The 15,320-nt window shown below is 72.0% G+C and carries 15 protein-coding genes and 1 pseudogene; 7 read left to right on the top strand and 9 right to left on the bottom strand.

Annotated features, from left to right (window positions below):
- Positions 1-56: 56 nt before the first annotated feature.
- A complete protein-coding gene (locus LL648_RS07360) occupies positions 57-743 on the bottom strand; it encodes a DUF3159 domain-containing protein (RefSeq protein WP_232661644.1) in 687 nt (228 codons plus the stop codon).
- Between the two features lie 107 nt (positions 744-850).
- On the opposite strand from LL648_RS07360, the gene LL648_RS07355 reads away from it, so the two are divergent.
- On the top strand, positions 851-1,636 hold the full coding sequence (locus tag LL648_RS07355; protein ID WP_374111996.1) for an SGNH/GDSL hydrolase family protein: 786 nt from the start codon (positions 851-853) through the stop codon (positions 1,634-1,636).
- A gap of 110 nt (positions 1,637-1,746) precedes the next feature.
- On the opposite strand, the gene thpD is transcribed toward LL648_RS07355, so the two are convergent.
- Genes thpD through ectA form a run of 4 tightly spaced genes read right to left on the bottom strand, consistent with a single transcriptional unit; the run spans position 1,747 to position 4,841 of the window.
- Positions 1,747-2,640: an ectoine hydroxylase gene (gene thpD, locus LL648_RS07350; protein ID WP_232661643.1), complete on the bottom strand. Its 894-nt coding sequence runs from the start codon at positions 2,638-2,640 to the stop codon at positions 1,747-1,749.
- Positions 2,637-3,044, bottom strand: coding sequence for an ectoine synthase (locus tag LL648_RS07345; protein ID WP_232661642.1), 408 nt, complete (start codon positions 3,042-3,044; stop codon positions 2,637-2,639). Before LL648_RS07345 ends, thpD begins: the two co-directional genes overlap by 4 nt.
- The gene (gene ectB, locus LL648_RS07340; protein ID WP_232661641.1) at positions 3,041-4,303 is read right to left on the bottom strand and encodes a diaminobutyrate--2-oxoglutarate transaminase; all 1,263 of its coding nucleotides are present in this window, start codon (positions 4,301-4,303) and stop codon (positions 3,041-3,043) included. Before ectB ends, LL648_RS07345 begins: the two co-directional genes overlap by 4 nt.
- 16 nt (positions 4,304-4,319) lie before the next feature.
- Complete coding sequence (gene ectA / locus LL648_RS07335; protein WP_232661640.1) at positions 4,320-4,841, bottom strand: diaminobutyrate acetyltransferase; 522 nt, start codon at positions 4,839-4,841, stop codon at positions 4,320-4,322.
- 217 nt (positions 4,842-5,058) lie between these two features.
- Here ectA and LL648_RS07330 point away from each other — a divergent pair, with 217 nt between their 5' ends.
- The 4 genes and pseudogenes from LL648_RS07330 (at position 5,059) to LL648_RS07315 (ending at position 9,025) form a co-directional block, all read left to right on the top strand.
- Positions 5,059-5,823, top strand: coding sequence for an SDR family NAD(P)-dependent oxidoreductase (locus tag LL648_RS07330; RefSeq protein ID WP_232661639.1), 765 nt, complete (start codon positions 5,059-5,061; stop codon positions 5,821-5,823).
- Between the two features lie 83 nt (positions 5,824-5,906).
- Positions 5,907-6,635 (top strand): annotated as a pseudogene (locus tag LL648_RS07325) (enoyl-CoA hydratase/isomerase family protein); the annotation flags it as partial.
- Positions 6,636-6,668: 33 nt separating this feature from the next.
- Entirely contained in the window at positions 6,669-8,102 is a 1,434-nt protein-coding gene (locus tag LL648_RS07320; protein ID WP_232661638.1) for an amidase family protein, read from the top strand.
- 83 nt (positions 8,103-8,185) lie between these two features.
- A complete protein-coding gene (locus LL648_RS07315; RefSeq protein WP_232661637.1) occupies positions 8,186-9,025 on the top strand; it encodes an NAD-dependent protein deacetylase of SIR2 family in 840 nt (279 codons plus the stop codon).
- On the opposite strand, the gene LL648_RS07310 is transcribed toward LL648_RS07315, so the two are convergent.
- On the bottom strand, positions 8,967-9,629 hold the full coding sequence (locus LL648_RS07310; RefSeq protein WP_232661636.1) for a TetR/AcrR family transcriptional regulator: 663 nt from the start codon (positions 9,627-9,629) through the stop codon (positions 8,967-8,969). The genes LL648_RS07315 and LL648_RS07310 overlap by 59 nt on opposite strands.
- A 90-nt stretch (positions 9,630-9,719) precedes the next feature.
- On the opposite strand from LL648_RS07310, the gene LL648_RS07305 reads away from it, so the two are divergent.
- Positions 9,720-10,364, top strand: coding sequence for a peroxiredoxin-like family protein (locus LL648_RS07305; RefSeq protein ID WP_232661635.1), 645 nt, complete (start codon positions 9,720-9,722; stop codon positions 10,362-10,364).
- A gap of 118 nt (positions 10,365-10,482) precedes the next feature.
- Here the strand turns inward: LL648_RS07305 and LL648_RS07300 are convergent, their stop codons facing one another.
- The 3 genes from LL648_RS07300 to LL648_RS07290 are packed head-to-tail and all read right to left on the bottom strand — an operon-like array spanning position 10,483 to position 12,423.
- The gene (locus LL648_RS07300; RefSeq protein WP_232661634.1) at positions 10,483-11,184 is read right to left on the bottom strand and encodes a class I SAM-dependent methyltransferase; all 702 of its coding nucleotides are present in this window, start codon (positions 11,182-11,184) and stop codon (positions 10,483-10,485) included.
- A 10-nt stretch (positions 11,185-11,194) separates the two neighbouring features.
- Positions 11,195-12,016: an SGNH/GDSL hydrolase family protein gene (locus LL648_RS07295; RefSeq protein WP_232661633.1), complete on the bottom strand. Its 822-nt coding sequence runs from the start codon at positions 12,014-12,016 to the stop codon at positions 11,195-11,197.
- Positions 12,013-12,423: a nuclear transport factor 2 family protein gene (locus LL648_RS07290; RefSeq protein WP_232661632.1), complete on the bottom strand. Its 411-nt coding sequence runs from the start codon at positions 12,421-12,423 to the stop codon at positions 12,013-12,015. Before LL648_RS07290 ends, LL648_RS07295 begins: the two co-directional genes overlap by 4 nt.
- Before the next feature lie 106 nt (positions 12,424-12,529).
- Here LL648_RS07290 and LL648_RS07285 point away from each other — a divergent pair, with 106 nt between their 5' ends.
- Entirely contained in the window at positions 12,530-15,211 is a 2,682-nt protein-coding gene (locus LL648_RS07285) for a helix-turn-helix transcriptional regulator (RefSeq protein ID WP_232661631.1), read from the top strand.
- Positions 15,212-15,320: the final 109 nt, after the last annotated feature.

The raw sequence follows: 15,320 nt of genomic DNA, 5'->3' as shown, positions 1-15,320 counted from the left end.
GGATGTCTGCAGTCCGTCCATGACAACGCTGCGCAACCCTGGATCGCTCCAGATGATCACGGATGGTGAGCGCGTTCACCATCCACCGGGTGCCGGATGCCGGGGTGCCCCGCCGGCAGCGCGATCTGCAGCAACGGCCAGGACACGGCGACGCACACCGCGACCAGCGGCCAGGTGAGCGCCACCCGGGCGAAGCTGAGCGCGAAGAAGGCGTCGGCGTAGAAGAGCGGGATGAAGACCGCCAGCCGGATCAGGTACTGCGTGACCCACGCCCAGCTGGCCAGCTGATAGCCGCGAAGCAGGTCGGGGTCGCGGCGCCAGCGCGTCTTCTGACCGAGCGCGGTTCCGACCACGATCCCGAGCAGCGGCCACCGGACCACGATCGACACCGCCCAGACCAGCGCGCTGATCGCGTTCGAGACGATCTGGACGAGGAAGAAGTCGATCGCCCGGCCCGTGTAGATCGCGATCAACGCGGCGACGGCGACACCGAGCAGCCCGAACAGAACCGCCCGCGGCTTGCGTCCCTGCACGAGCCGGATCACGGCGATCACAGCGGCCGCGAGCACCGCCGCGCCGCCCGCCCACACCACCGGCGGTTCCCACGCCACGGCCTGGACGATCGCAAGCACCAGCACGAACGCCACCACGGGCAGCGTCGCGTCGACGGCACCGGTGCGGCCGCCGAGCAGCTCCTTGAGGGACTCGCCACCGGCGGGTCCCGGCTTCTCGGGACGGCTCATGTAGGCAAGGGTGCCCTATTCACACGGATCGATCACCCCACTGGCGCGAAACAGGTCCCCTGGGTGATATTGGGGAGATCGGCACCCGTCGCCATGGTGTCGTGAACGTGAACGGGAGGGGTGGCGACATGGGCGAGTGGAACAGCTTCGTCGCGATCGGCGACAGCTTCACCGAGGGGCTCGACGACTGGCGGCCCGACGGAACCCCGCGCGGATGGGCCGATCGTGTCGCCGAGCAGCTCGGCGCGGGCCGCCCCGGATTCCGCTACGCCAACCTCGCAGTGCGCGGCAAGCTCCTCGACCAGATCGTCGACGACCAGCTCCCCGTCGCGGAGCGGCTGCGCCCCGACCTCATCGCGTTCTGCGCCGGCGGCAACGACATCATCCGGCTGACCTGCGACACCGACGACCTCGCCCGCCGGTTCGACGCCGCGCTGGGCCGGGTCACCGCAACCGGCGCCCAGGTGCTGGTGTTCACCGGCTTCGACCTCGGTCGCATGCACCCGATCATCCGCCGCCTGCGCGGCCGCGTGGCCTGCTACAACGAGCTGATGCGGGCCATCGCCGAACGGCACGGCAGCACCGTCGTCGACCTCTGGGGCATGACGCCGCTGGCCGACCCCCGCACGTGGGGCAGCGACCGCCTGCACCTCACCGCGGAGGGCCACCGCCGCGTCGCGCTGCGCGTGCTGGAGACGCTCGGCGAGCCGGTGCACGACGACTGGCGCGCCCCGCTGCCCGCCGCGGCGCCGACGCCCTGGCGCGACCGGCAGCTCGAGGACCTGCGCTGGATGCGCGAGTTCGTGATGCCGTTCCTGCGCCGCAGGCTGCAGGGCCACCGCACGGGCGACGGCTTCGTCCCCAAGCGCCCCGAACTCCTGCCGCTCGACTGAGCCCGCTCCACGTCCCACTCCGGCTGTGAGGCAGGAAAGCCACTTTCCTGCCCTCACAGGGCCTGAAAGTGGCTTTCCTGCCCTCCCCGCCCTCGGGCGTGGTCGAGCCGTCAGACGGGCCGGATCTCCCGCTCCGCGATGTACGGCGGCCGCGGCGACGGTGCGGCGAACGGCTCCACCAGCCCGTTCTCGACGCTGTTGAACACCACGAAGATGTTCGAGCGCGGGTACGGCGTGATGTTGCTGCCGGAGCCGTGCATGCAGTTGGAGTCGAAGAGCGTCGCCGAGCCAGCGGGGCCGGTGAGCATGGCGATGCCGTGGCGGTCGGCGAGCGTGGTGAGGCTCGCCGGGTCGGGCGTGCCGATCTCCTGCTCGCGCAGCGACTCCTTGTAGTGCTCGGCCGGGGTCTCGCCGACGCACGCGACGAACGTCCGGTGCGAGCCCGGCATGATCATCAGGCAGCCGTTGTGCGCGAAGTTCTCGGTCAGCGCGATCGAGATGCTCACCGCGCGCGGCGCCGGCATGCCGTCCTCCGCGTGCCACGTCTCGAAGTCGGAGTGCCAGTAGAAGCCGCCGCCGCCGAAACCGGGCTTGTAGTTGATCCGGCTCTGATGGATGTAGACGTCGGAGCCAAGGATCTGGCGCGCGCGCCCGGCCACCCGCTCGTCCGCGACCAGCGCGGCGACGGCGGCGCTGAGCTTGTGCACCTCGAAGATCGAGCGGACCTGCTGGGACGTCTTCTCGACGATCGTCCGCTCGTCGGCTCGCACCGCGGGGTCGGAGGCGAGCCGGTCCAGCTCGGCCGAGTAGACCGCCACCTCGTCCGGCGTCAGCAGCTGCGGCACCGTCACGAACCCGTCGCGGTCGTGCGCCGCGAGCTCGGCGGCCGAGAGCAGGCCGTCCGTGGAGCCCCACACCGTCGGATCGGTGCGCTCGATCAGCGACGGCCGGTCGGCGACGCGGGTCGGGTAGCCGTCGGCAGTGCGGGCATCGGTGATCGTCATGAAGCCTCCTTCTCGCCTTCCAGGGTGATCAGCGGGTACACGCCGTGCTCGTCGTGCACCTCGCGCCCCGTCACAGGCGGGTTGAACACGCACACCGTGCGCATCTGCGTGCGCGGTCGCAGCTGGTGGCGCTCGTTTCCGTTCAGCACGTACGTCGAGCCGGGTCCGAGCCGGTAGGTGACGTCGTTGTCCTTGTCGTACAGCTCGCCCTCGCCCTCGACGACGAAGACAGCCTCGATGTGGTTGGCGTACCAGAAGTCGTTGACCGACCCCGCGTCGAGGACGGTCTCGTGCAGCGAGAACCCGACCCCGTCGCCCGCGAGCACGATGCGCTTGCTGCGCCAGTGTTCGGTCTGGACGTCGCGTTCGGTCTCGGTGATCTCTTCGAGGGTCCGGACGATCATGCGGATACCCCTTCGGTGACGGCGCGGACCGCATCGGTGACGATGTCGAGCCCCTCCTCCAACTCGCCGTCGCCGATGGTCAGCGGCGGCATGATCTTCATGACCTCGTCGGAAGGCCCAGACGTCTCCATCAGCAGCCCGCGCTCGAATGCGGCCGCGCAGACCTTCGACGCCAGCTCAGGCTGCCCGAACGCGAGCCCACGTGCCAGCCCCCGGCCCTTCGGGGTCAGCTCGACCGCCTGCGAGACCGCTGCCATCTCCGTGAGGTACTGCTCCACCCGCTCGCCCTTGGCGATCGTCGAGCGCTCCAGCGTGTCGTCGGCCCAGAACTCGCGCAGCGCCGCCGTCGCGGTGACGAACGCCGGGTTGTGGCCGCGGAACGTGCCGTTGTGCTCACCGGGCACCCACTGGTCGTGCTCCGGTTTGATCAGCGTCAGCGCCATCGGCAGGCCGTACCCGCTGATGGACTTCGAGAGGCAGACGATGTCGGGCTGGATGCCGGCGATCTCGAACGAGAAGAACGGCCCCGTCCGCCCGACGCCCATCTGGACGTCGTCGACGATCAGCAGCATGCCGTGGCGCTGGCACAGGTCGGAGAGGCCGCGCAGCCACTCGGCACGGGCGGGGTTGATGCCGCCTTCGCCCTGCACCGTCTCGACGATCACCGCGGCGGGCTCATTGAGGCCGCTGCCGGCATCGCCGAGGAGCTTCTCGAACCAGAGGAAGTCCGGCTGCGTGCCGTCGAAGTAGTTGTCGAACGGCATCGGGGTGGCGTGCACGAGCGGGATGCCGGCGCCGCCACGCTTCATCGAGTTGCCGGTGACGGACAGCGCGCCGAGCGTCATGCCGTGGAACGCGTTCGTGAAGTTGATGACCGACTCGCGCCCGGTGATCTTGCGCGCGAGCTTCAGCGCCGACTCGACGGTGTTCGCGCCGGTGGGGCCGGGGAACTGGACCTTGTAGTCGAGGCCGCGCGGACGCAGCACCAGCTCGTCGAAGGCGCGCAGGAAATCGCCTTTCGCGGTGGTGTACATGTCGAGGCCGTGGGTGATCCCGTCGCGCTCGAGGTATTCGATCAACGGGCGTTTCAGGGCCGGCGGGTTGTGCCCGTAGTTGAGTGCGCCGGCGCCGGCGAAGAAGTCGAGATAGGTCTTCCCGTCCACATCGGTCAAGTGCGATCCGGAGGCCGTGTCGAATACCACCGGCCACGACCGGCAGTAGCTCCGAACCTCGGACTCCAAAACATCGAAAACTGTCATTTTGCTTGCATCATCCTCAGTAGATCGGACCGATTCGGAAGAGAATCTCCGGATCGTGCTCGTCGCCGAGCACGTCCGGGCCGAACAGTTCGGTTCGTGCCACGGTGGCGCCGTGGCGGCGGGCGAACGCCGAGAACAGCGCGATCGAGGCCGTGTTGGCGGGCGTGATGCTGGTCTCGAGACGGTCGATGGCGTCGACGCGCGAGCGGAGCTCGTCGAGCATCCGGCCGGCCACCCCCGCCCCGCGGGCCCGCTCGTCGACGGCCACCTGCCACACCATCAGCGTCGAGGGCGAGTCGGGGCGGCGGTATCCGGTCACGAACCCGACGACGGCGCCGTCGAGCCTGGCCACGACCGATGTGCTCGCGAAGTCGCGGCACCAGAGCAGGTAGGCGTAGCGGGAGTTCACGTCGAGCACTTCCGACTCGCGCGCGATGCGCCAGCACTCGACCCCATCGGCGACGTCCGGCGGTCCGTACGAGATCGCTCCCGCAGGCGGCCCGAGCACGCCGGCGGCGTTTTTCGGCGGAACGACCATGTTGGAAGAAAGTAACAGCGATCGGCCCGACCCGCCCGCCCTTGATCAGAAGAATCGTGACCGATATCACAATGCAGTTTCGAATCCGCAAATGTCGGGAAGGGGGCCGCACACGCAGGTCGGTCCGGGCACCGACCGGTGATTGCCCGTGGCACCGGATACCCGAAAACGAGGTTTCCACGCGCGAGCGAGAACGATCACATCTACGATCGGGCGAATGGATCAGCGACGTTCGTACGTGGTCACCGGTGGCGCCCGCGGCGTCGGCAGGGCGATCGTCGAGCGCTTGCTGGACGAGGGCGCGCACGTCGTCGCGATCGACCTCGACGGGCCCGCGCTCGCCGGCTCGCGGGCCGAGGTCGTCGCCGGCAGCGCGGCCGACGAAGGCGTCGCGCGGCGGGCGGCGGAGCTCGCGGAGGCCGGTGCACCGCTTGCCGGCTGGGTCAACAACGCAGCGGTCTTCGGCGACGCCTCGCTGCACACCGCGAGCCCCGTCGACGTGCTCGAAATGGTCGACCGCAACCTCGCGCCCGCGCTGGTCGGCTGCTCGGTGGCGATCCGGCACCTGCTCACGGCCGAGCGGGCCGGTTCGATCGTCAACGTCTCGTCGCACCAGGCCACCCGTGCCGTGCCGGGGTGCACGCCCTACGTCACCGCGAAGGCCGCGATCGAGGGCCTGACCCGCGCGCTCGCCGTCGAGTACGGGGCGCGGGGCATCAGGGTGAACGCCGTCGCGCTCGGCTCGATCCGCACCGAGCGCTACGACGCGCTGCTCGCCGAGCTGGGGCCGGAGGCGGCGGCGCGCGTCGAGGACGAGATGCGCAGGCTGCACCCGCTGGGCCGGGTCGGAGAGGCGCACGAGGTCGCCGCAACCGTCGCGCACCTGCTCTCGAGCGATTCGAGCTTCGTCACCGGCACGACGATCCCGATCGACGGCGGCCGGGTGGTGCTCGCCGGCGATCCCGAAGCGCACGAGGTGTGAGGATGACCCGATGACCGACGGCGTCAAGATCGACAATCGCGGCAACGTGCTCTTCGTGACGCTCGACCGGGCCACGGACGCTCAACGCGCTCACCCTCGACGACATCGCCGCGCTGCACAGCGCGATCGACGACCTCGACCCGCAGGTGCGGGCCGTCGTCCTCACCAGCAGCGGGCGGACGTTCTGCTCGGGGATGAACGTCGACACGTTCCTCGGCTTCGACGCAGAAGGCGCGAGCGCGTTCATCGCCGACCTGCGCGACCTGCTGCGGAAGGTGCGCACGCTGCCCGTCGTGACGATGTGCGCCGTCGACGGGCACTGCCTGGGCGCGGCGTTCGAGCTGGCGATGGCCTGCGACCTGCGCATCGCGACCGACCGGGCGCTCTTCGGCCTGCCGGAGATCAAGGTCGGGATCCCGTCGGTGGTCGACGCCGCGCTGTTGCAGCAGCACGTCGGGCTGAGCACGGCGAAGGAGATGATCCTGCTCGGCGACGCCTACCCGGCGGCGCAGCTGGCCGGGCTGTGCAACGCGGTGGTGGCGCCGGCGGCACTCGCCGCGGCCGTAGGGGTGTTCCTCGGCAAGGTCACCCCGCACAGCCGCACCGCGATCGCCGCGCAGAAGCGGCTGTTCGAGGTCTGGCAGAACTCCACGCTCACCGAGGGCGCCGACATCAGCGTCGAGGAGTTCGGCTCGGTCGTCGCGGCCCCGGAGACCGCGGCGCGCCTCGCGGAATACCGGGCGGCGCTCGGCGGCGGGAAGAACGGCGCGAAGTTCGTCGAGGGCGGACAGCCGGAGCTAGGAGGGTCCTAGACAACGATCAACGCCCCGGGAGAGGCTCGGAGCATGACCGAGCTGACCCACCGTCCCGCGCACGAGCTCCTCGACGATCTCGACGCCAGGCGGGTCTCGGCCCGCGAGCTGCTCGACGCTGCGGTCGAGCGCAACGCGGCCGTGCACGGCTCGATCAACGCGATCGTCGCCACCGACGTCGAGCGGGCCCGCGCGGACGCGCAGAAGATCGACGACGCGCGGGCGCGCGGCGAGTCGCTCGGCCGGCTCGCCGGGCTGCCGATGACCATCAAGGACGGGTTCGACGTCGAGGGGATGCCCGCGGTGTCTGGCCACCCGGCGTACGCCGACCGTCCTCGCAGCTGCGCCGACGCCGAGGTCGTCGCGACCGCGCGGGCGGCGGGCGCGCTGCCGTGGGGCAAGTCGAACGTGCCGCTGCTGCTCGGCGACGTGCAGAGCTACAACGAGGTCTACGGCACCACCAACAACCCGTTCGACCTGACCCGGACGCCCGGCGGCTCGTCCGGCGGCGCGGCGGCGGCGCTGGCGGCTGGGATCACGTCGCTGGAGATCGGCTCCGACATCGGCGGCTCGCTGCGCACGCCGGCAGGGTTCAGCGGCGTCTACGCGCTCAAGACGACGTGGGGCACCATCTCGTCGCGCGGCCAGGTGCCACCGCCGCCCGGGATGTACGCCCCCGGCGACCTCGGCGTCGTCGGGCCGATGGCGTCCACCGCAGCGGATCTCCGGCTGCTGCAAGAGGTACTGAGCGGCGGCGAGCGCCCGGCGCCCGGTGGCGTCGACGGGATGCGCATCGGCGTGTGGCTCGACGACCCGGAGCTGCTGGTCTCCGCCGACGTCCGGGCCGGCGTCGAGGCCGCGGCCGACGCCCTGCGGGCGGAGGGGGCGAAGGTCGAGACGGTCGCGCTGCCGATCTCGACGGCGCAGCTGCTCAACACCTACCTGGCGCTGCTCTACCCGATCCTGAGCGCCGGGTACCCGGACAAGGTCTACGACCGGCTGCTGGCCGCGCGCCCGGAGGCACTCGCGGAGCTCGCGGCCGGGGCGCCGTGGCACAGCCCGGCGGCGAGCACCGTGCACTCGACGGCGAGCCACCGCGACGTGCTCGCGACGAACCACGTCCGGCAGACGATGAAGGACGCGCTGGCGGCGTGGTTCGGCAGCTGGGACGCGATCCTGGCGCCGGTCACTCCCGTACCGGCCATCCCGCACCAGCACGAGGGCCTGCTCACGACGCGGACCATCGACCTCGACGGCGCCCAGGTGCCCTACCTGCACCTGCTCAGCTGGATCTCGCTGGCCACGACGCTGCACGTGCCGGCGCTCTCGGCGCCCGTCGCGCGCACGGCGGCCGGGCTGCCCGTCGCGGCGCAAGTGATCGGCAGCTGGCACGGCGAGCACCGCCTGCTCGACGTCGCCGACGCGTTGGAGCGCCGGATCGGGCGGCTGCCGGTGGCCGCACTCTGAAGTTCCCCACCGTTTTGCCAACCTGCACACCTCTGAGGTCGTGCAAATAGGCAAAACGGTGGGGAAGTTGGTTGGGTGGGGCCGTGCGGGAGGTCGCGTGTGACGAGTCCGGCTACGAGGGCGAGAAGCTCGTCGGCGGGGTCACGGACGTCTTCGCGCACGCCGGTGTCGGGCTGAGCGCCGCTGCCGCGACGGACTGCCTCGCGGAACTGCGCCGGCGGATCCGCTCGCCGGCGGTCGAGTACAAGGCGAACCACCTCCTGCGCGAGAAGAACCGGGGCGCGCTGGAGTGGTTCCTCGGACCGGACGGGCCGGTGCTCGGCAACGCGCACGTCCACCTGATCGACAAGACGTTCCTGCTCGTGCTGCGGCTCGTGGAGCAGCGGCTCGGCCGGCTCGGCGACCCCGCGCCGGCCGAGCCGCTGTACCGGGCGGTGCGCGGCGAGCCCGCGTTCCTCGCCGCCGCGAACGACCTGCTCCGCTCGAACGGGCGGGGTGGTGCGCACCGCGTCGCCGCCTTCCGCCGGGCGCTCGACGACCTGCCGGCGCCCAGCGATCTCGTCGAGCGGCTGCGCGACGCCCCCGACCGGCCACGGGTCACGATCGACCCGCTGGTGCCCGCGATCCTGGCCGCCGCCGACCGCTGGGGCGCCGCCGGGCGCAGCCCCGTCGTGCTCGTGCACCACACCCAGTCGACGCTCGGTCCGGACCGGCTCGCGCTGATCGGGCGGCACCCGGCGGTGGCGGGCTTCCGGATCGCCGATTCCCGTTCCGACCTGCGCATCCAGGTGGCCGACTTCCTCGCCGGGGTGGCCAGGAAGATCGCTTCGGAGGCGTTGGGCGGGCGTGGTGACGCCGCGCTGCTCAGCCTGCTCCGGCCGTACCTCGATCCGGCGTCGGTGTGGGTCGGCGAACTGCCGTAGTTCTAGCGGCGATCTGGCCGATCATCGTGTCGAGCGCGATCCGCAGCGGGGTCAGGTCGCGTTGGAGCTGCGTCAGCAGCAGCCCGCCCTGCAACGCCGCGAGCAGCGCGAGCGCCAGCTCATCGGGGTCGGCATCGGCCGCGAGCTCGCCGCGCTCGTGCATGGTCCGGAGGCAGCCCCGGATGCTGGCCTCCCACCTGCGGAAACCCACCGCGATCTGGACGCGTGACGGCGCATCGATCTCGGCGAGCTCGCTGCCGAGCGTCCCGATCGGGCAGCCGCCGACGCACTCGACGGTGCGCTGGTGCTCGATGATGAAGTCGCGCCACCGCCACAGCCCGTCGAGGTCGGTCAGGGCGCCGAGGAAGACCTCGTGCCGGCCGACGACGGCCTCCGTCGTGACCTCCACGACCGCCCTGACCAGCGCCTGCTTGTCGTCGAAGTAGTGGTAGATCTGCGAGCTGCTGACGCCCGCGACGATCCGCACGTCCTCGAGCGTGGTGCCGGCGACCCCACGTTCGAGCATCAGCTCGGCCGCAGCGGTGGCGATGCGGGCGCGGGTGCTCTCACCCTTCGGGGTCAGCTTGCGACGACTCGGTTGCACGGCGCCGAAGCTACCAGATTCTGGATTTGACATTCCATTTTTCGCACCCAATTCTGGATCGCACAGACCAATCGATCTTCCGGAGGTTCCGTGTCCAAGTCGTATGCCGAGCAGGTCGGCGCGATCGAGCAGCACGCCGCAGCACATGTACCCGGCGCGGCGCTGGCCGCGTTCCGGGCGGAGCAGGTCGCCTTCGACGCAGCGGGCACCCCGGACGGCGTCTCCCGCGCCGGCACGCCGATGCCCGACGCGGAGCTGCTCGACGCGCACGGCAACCCGACCTCCCTCACCGCCGCGCGCGGCGGGGAGCGGGCCGTCGTCGTCTTCTACCGCGGCGCCTGGTGCCCCTACTGCAACCTTGCGCTGCGCACCTACCAGCAGGTCCTGCTTCCACAGCTGCAGGAGCGGGGCGTCACGTTGATCGCGCTCAGCCCGCAGAAGCCCGACGGCTCGCTCTCGATGCAGGAGACGAACGAACTGACCTTCACCGTGCTGTCCGACCCCGGCAACACGATCGCCGGGCAGCTCGGCATCCTCACCTCGCACAGCGACGACGCGAGGGCGGCGCAGGCGACGCTCGGGCTGGACGTGGCGGGCGCCAACGCCGACGGGACGCAGAACCTGCCGATGCCGACCGTCGTGATCGTCGAGGCCGACGGGACGATCGGCTGGATCGACGTGCGCCCCAACTACGCCACCCGCACCGAGCCCGCCGACATCATCGCCGCGCTGTAGGCGGGGACCCTCGCTGCTGGGATCCGTGCGTTCCGCACGCAAGGGCAGCAAAGCCACTTTCCGGCCCTCACAGGGCAGGAAAGTGGCTTTCCTGCCCTCCCCAAGAGCCACTTCCGGGTCAGGCCGCCGCCCACGCGAGCATGCCGCGCTTCGTGATCGTCAGCGGTGTGTCGAACCGGCCCGCGGCATCGGCCGCGGCCGCCGCCGACAGGCCGCGCCCGCGCAGCACGACCTCCAGCGCGGCGCGGTCGGGCACCTCCCCGATCGGCACGTCCCATCTCTGCACCTCGACCGAGGGGAAGACCGATTCGAGCTGCTCGACGCCGTTCTCGGCGTCGAAGCTCCACGGCTGCCCCCATCCGGGCAGGACGGACGCCAGCTCGGGGTCGTTGAACCTGCTCGGCACCGCGACGGCCAGCCGCGCCCCCGGCCGCAGCACCCGGCGCACCTCCGCGAGCGCGGCCACCGGCTCGGCGACGTGGTACAGCATCCACAGCGCCGCGGCGCCGGCGAAGGTGCCGTCGCGGAACGGCAAGTGGCACGCGTCGCCGCGCACACCGGGCCGCGGTGCGTCGGCCACGTGACCCGCGGCGTCGACGACGACCGCACCGACCCCGCGCTCGCCGAGCAGCCTGGCGAGCACGCCGTTGCCGCCGCCGACGTCCAGCACGGGTCCCGCGGTGTGCGCCGCGAACCCGTCGGCGACGTCGGCGTGGATGTCGCGCGCGACGAACCTGCTGGTCGCCTGCTGGTTCGCGGCCCACCGCGCGGGGTCGGTGTCGTAGTCGTTGCGCAGCACGCGCCGCTCGGCATCGTCCACGATCACCACGCTAGCCGGGCTGGCCAGCCAATTGCCTGACGACCGTCGCCGCGATGCGGGCCTGCCCGGCGATCGAGAGGTGCACGCCGTCGGGCGCCATCAGGTCCGGCTCCGGTGGTACCCCGAACGCCGCGGTGAGGTCGACGACCGGCTCCGGCAGCTCGCGCATCCCGTCGACCAGCGCGCCTATGTCGGCGTTGCGCCAGCTCGACTGCCCGAAGCGGAACGGCGGGAACGCGTCCACCCGCTGCTCGTCGACGGGCGTCGGCGTGAGCCACGTCCAGCCGACGTCGGCGCCGGCGATCTCCCGCATCACCTGCAGGTTCGCGATGCTCTCCCGCGCTCCGACCAGCGTCTTCTTCGCACCGGAGCCGACCCGGGTGACGTCGTTGCCGCCCAGCGCGCAGATCACGTGGTCCGGCCGGGTGGCCGTCAGCGTCGCCGGCCAGCGCCGCAGCACCATCGCCGTCGTGTGCGCCGAGAGCCCGCCGTTGACGACGGTGATGCCGTCGGCGGGACGGCGCAGCTCCAGCAGGTTCCGCAGGATCTCGGCCCAGGACTGCAGATCGTCGGTGTTGCTGTCGCCGACCGCGAGCACCGTCCGGCCCGCGCCGAACGGGAGCGCGTCGACGAGCTCGCCGAACGACGGCTCCGCCAGCAGCTCCTCGGCCGCCCGCCGCGCCTGGGCCGCGAACGTCGAGTGGATCTCCTCGTAGCGGAGCCGGTCGACGCCGAAGATCGCCGGCAGCACGTCGGCCAGCCCCGGCAGGTACCCGTAGACCTTTTCGAGGTGCGTGTGCTGCAGCCACTTCTCGGTCAGCTGGGTGTTCATGCCGGCCGGCCCGGGATCGGCGGCGCGCCCGGCGTGCCGGCGATGAAGCTCATGTGCACGACGTCGAGGCGCCATGCCCCGTCGGTGCGGTCGATGACGGCCGTCGCACGGACCGCCGCGGGCACCGGGTTGCCCCGGAACGCGCCGACCGCGTTGATGCGACCGATCACCACCGCCGTGTCGCCGCTGAACCGCGTCGTCGTCTCGTCGACGCCGAAGGTCTCGTACTTCAGCGCGCCGGTGGCGTGCCGCTCGACCCAGTCGCTCTTGCTCAGGGTGAACCCGAGCGGCCCGACGGCGGTGAACCGGTCGGTCACCAGCTCGCCCATCGCCACCGGATCGCCGGCGACCTCCGCCGCCGCCCACGCCTCCAGCAGTTCGGTGATCTCCTGCTCGGTCCCGCTCATGTTGTCCTCCTCAGGATCGTTGCTGGTGAGAACGCTATGAGCCGGCGGTCGCCGGCGAATCCGCGAAATCGCCAGTCCGGTCGCCTGCGCCGGTAGGTTCAGCTGCGTGCTGCGGGGACGGGTCGAGGAGCGGGCGGCGATCGAGAAGCTGTTGCGGAGCGCCCGCGACGGCGCCGGCGGGGCGGCCGTGATCACCGGGGAGCCGGGGATCGGCAAGACCGCGCTGCTCGCGCACGCCGCGGCCGCGGCCGAGGGGATGTGCGTGGTGCGCACCCTCGGGGCCGAACCGGAGGCCGAGCTCGGGTACGCGGCGCTGCACCAGCTCCTCCTGCCGCAGCTCGACCGCGTGAGCTTGCTCCCGGCGCCGCAGGCCGGCGCGCTCGCGATCGTCTTCGGCGCCGCGGAAGGGCCGCCGCCCGACCGGTTCATGGTCGCGCTGGCGACGCTCACGCTGCTCACCGACCTCGCGGCCGAGCAGCCGGTCGCCTGCCTCGTCGACGACGCGCAGTGGCTCGACCGGCCGTCGCTCGACGTGCTCATGTTCGTGGTCCGCAGGATCGCGCTGGAACCGATCGCGGTGGTGCTCGCGGCCCGGCCCGACGCCACGCTGCCGCTCGCCACCGCGGGCGCCGTCGACATCCGGCTCGGCGGGCTCGACCGGCTCAGCGCCCGCGAGCTGCTGCTGGAGCGGACGGGCGACCAGCTCTCCGTACCGCAGCAGGACGAGGTGATCGCGGCGGCGGCGGGCAACCCGCTGGCCATCCGCGAGCTCCCGATCGGCGGGTGGCGCGTCGGCGAGCCGTTGCCGCTCACCGAGAGCCTGGGGTCGGCGTTCCGCGAGCGCGTGCTGCGGCTCGACCCGCCGGCCAACGACCTGCTCCTGCTCATCGCGGCGGACGGGACCGGGCGGCTCGACGTCGTGCAGGCTGCCGCCGATCAGCAGGGGCATCCGCTCGACGGGCTCGACGAGCTGGTCGAGGTCGACGGCGGGCGGGTCGCGTTCCGCCACCCGCTCATCCGCTCGGCGGTCTACCACGGCGCCGACCCCGCGCGCCGGCGTGCGGCGCACAAGGCGCTGGCGGCCGCGCACCAGGAGCCGGAGCGGCGGGCGTGGCACCTCGGGCAGGCCGCGGACGGCCCCGACGAGGACGTCGCCGCCGAGCTGGAGCGGTCGGCGACCCGCGCGATGGGCCGGGCCGGGCCGGCCGCGGCGGCGGCTGCGCTCACCCGCGCGGCAGAGCTGAGCTCCGACGACCGACGCAGGCAGGCGCGGCTCGTCGAGGCCGCGGTGGCGTGGTGGCGCGGTGGCGACGCGGTCCGGGCACAGGAGCTGCTCTCCCGCGCGCGGATCGAGGAGGACGGCCCGACCCGTTACCGGGCCGCCGGCCTGCGCGCGCTGATGGAGCTGCGGGCCGGCCGGCCGTCCGATGCCGTCACGCTGCTGCGGCCGGTGCTGGCCGGCGCCTTGGAGTCCGACCGCGACGCCGCGACCGAGCTGCTCATGCTGCTCGGCGAGGCGAGCTTCCACGCCAACACGGGCAGCGCGTGGGCCGAGGTCGTCGACGCCGTCGGCCGCCAGCGGCTGGGCGCAGACGATCACCTGTTCCGGCTCGTCACGGCGGTCGCGCAGGTCCGTTCCGGCGCGCCGGTCGAGGTGCCGCCCGCCGCCATCGAGGCCGTCGAGCGTTCGACCGACCCCGAGGCGCTCTGCTGGGCGGGCGGCCTGCTCTACGGGCTCGGACGCCGCGAGCAGGGCCGCTGGTTGCGGCGCGAGGCGATGCGGCACGCCCGCGCGACCGGGGCCGCCGGCACCCTGGCCTGGGTGCTCATGTTCGTGGTGAGCGACGAGCAGCTCCGCGACCGGCTCGACACCGCGGCGGCGCACGCCGAGGAGGGGCAGCGGTTCGCGATGGAGTCGGGGCAGCCCAACCTCGACTGCTGGTTCCGCGGCTCGCTCGCGGTCATGGCGGCGGTCCGGGGTGAAGCCGAGGAAGCCGTCCGGCTGGCGTCGGCCGTGCTGGCCGAGGCGCAGGAACGGGACCTGGCAGCTGCGGCTGCACTCGCGCGGCGCGCGCTGGGCATCGTCGAGCTCGCGGCCGGTCGGCACGAGGAGGCGCTGCAGCACCTCCGGCCACCGGAACGCGCGGGCGACGCGCACCCGGGGATCGTCCTGATGAACGTCCCGGAGCTGGTGGAAGCGGCGGTGCGGGCGCAGCGTCCCGACGAGGCGGCCGATCCGCTCGAGCAGTTCGACCGCTGGGCCCGCGCCAGCGGGTCGCCGGAGCTCGGTGCGCTCGCGGCCCGGTCCCGGGCGCTCATGACGGAGGGTGACGCCACTTACGCCGAATACCGCAACGCGCTCGACCTGCACGAAAAGGCCGATCACCCGCTGGAAAGAGCGCGAACGGAGCTGCTGTACGGCCAGTTCCTGCGCAGGGAACGGCGCCGGTCCGACGCGCGCACGGTGCTGCGCTCGGCACTGGCGACGTTCGACAGGCTCGACGCGAAGGCGTGGACGGCGCGCGCCGCCGACGAGCTGCGCGCGACCGGTGAGAGCGGGAGCAGCGGGGGCCAGCAGAGCGCCGCTCTGGGCGCGCTCACCCCCCAGGAGCTGCGGATCGCCACCGCCGTCAGCGAAGGCGCCACCAACCGGGACATCGCCGCGCAGCTGTTCCTGAGCGTCCGCACGATCGACTACCACCTCCGGAAGGTCTTCCAGAAGCTCCAGATCACCTCTCGTGCCGAGCTTGTCCGATTTGTACTGGCGGATTCGCAGCCGACCCTGTAGCCGCGGACAATTCTTCGGATTGCTCAGCAACCTCGTTCAACCACGGGCGTCATTGGATGTGGGCGCAGGTTGTATCCGGCCCGGTTACCGACCGTGATGGTGGCAAGGA

The organism is Pseudonocardia sp. TRM90224 (assembly GCF_021245725.1).
Taxonomy (GTDB): Bacteria; Actinomycetota; Actinomycetes; order Mycobacteriales; family Pseudonocardiaceae; genus Pseudonocardia.
Note: the sequence above shows the minus strand (reverse complement) of the source record. Positions and strands in the feature narration are given on the sequence as shown.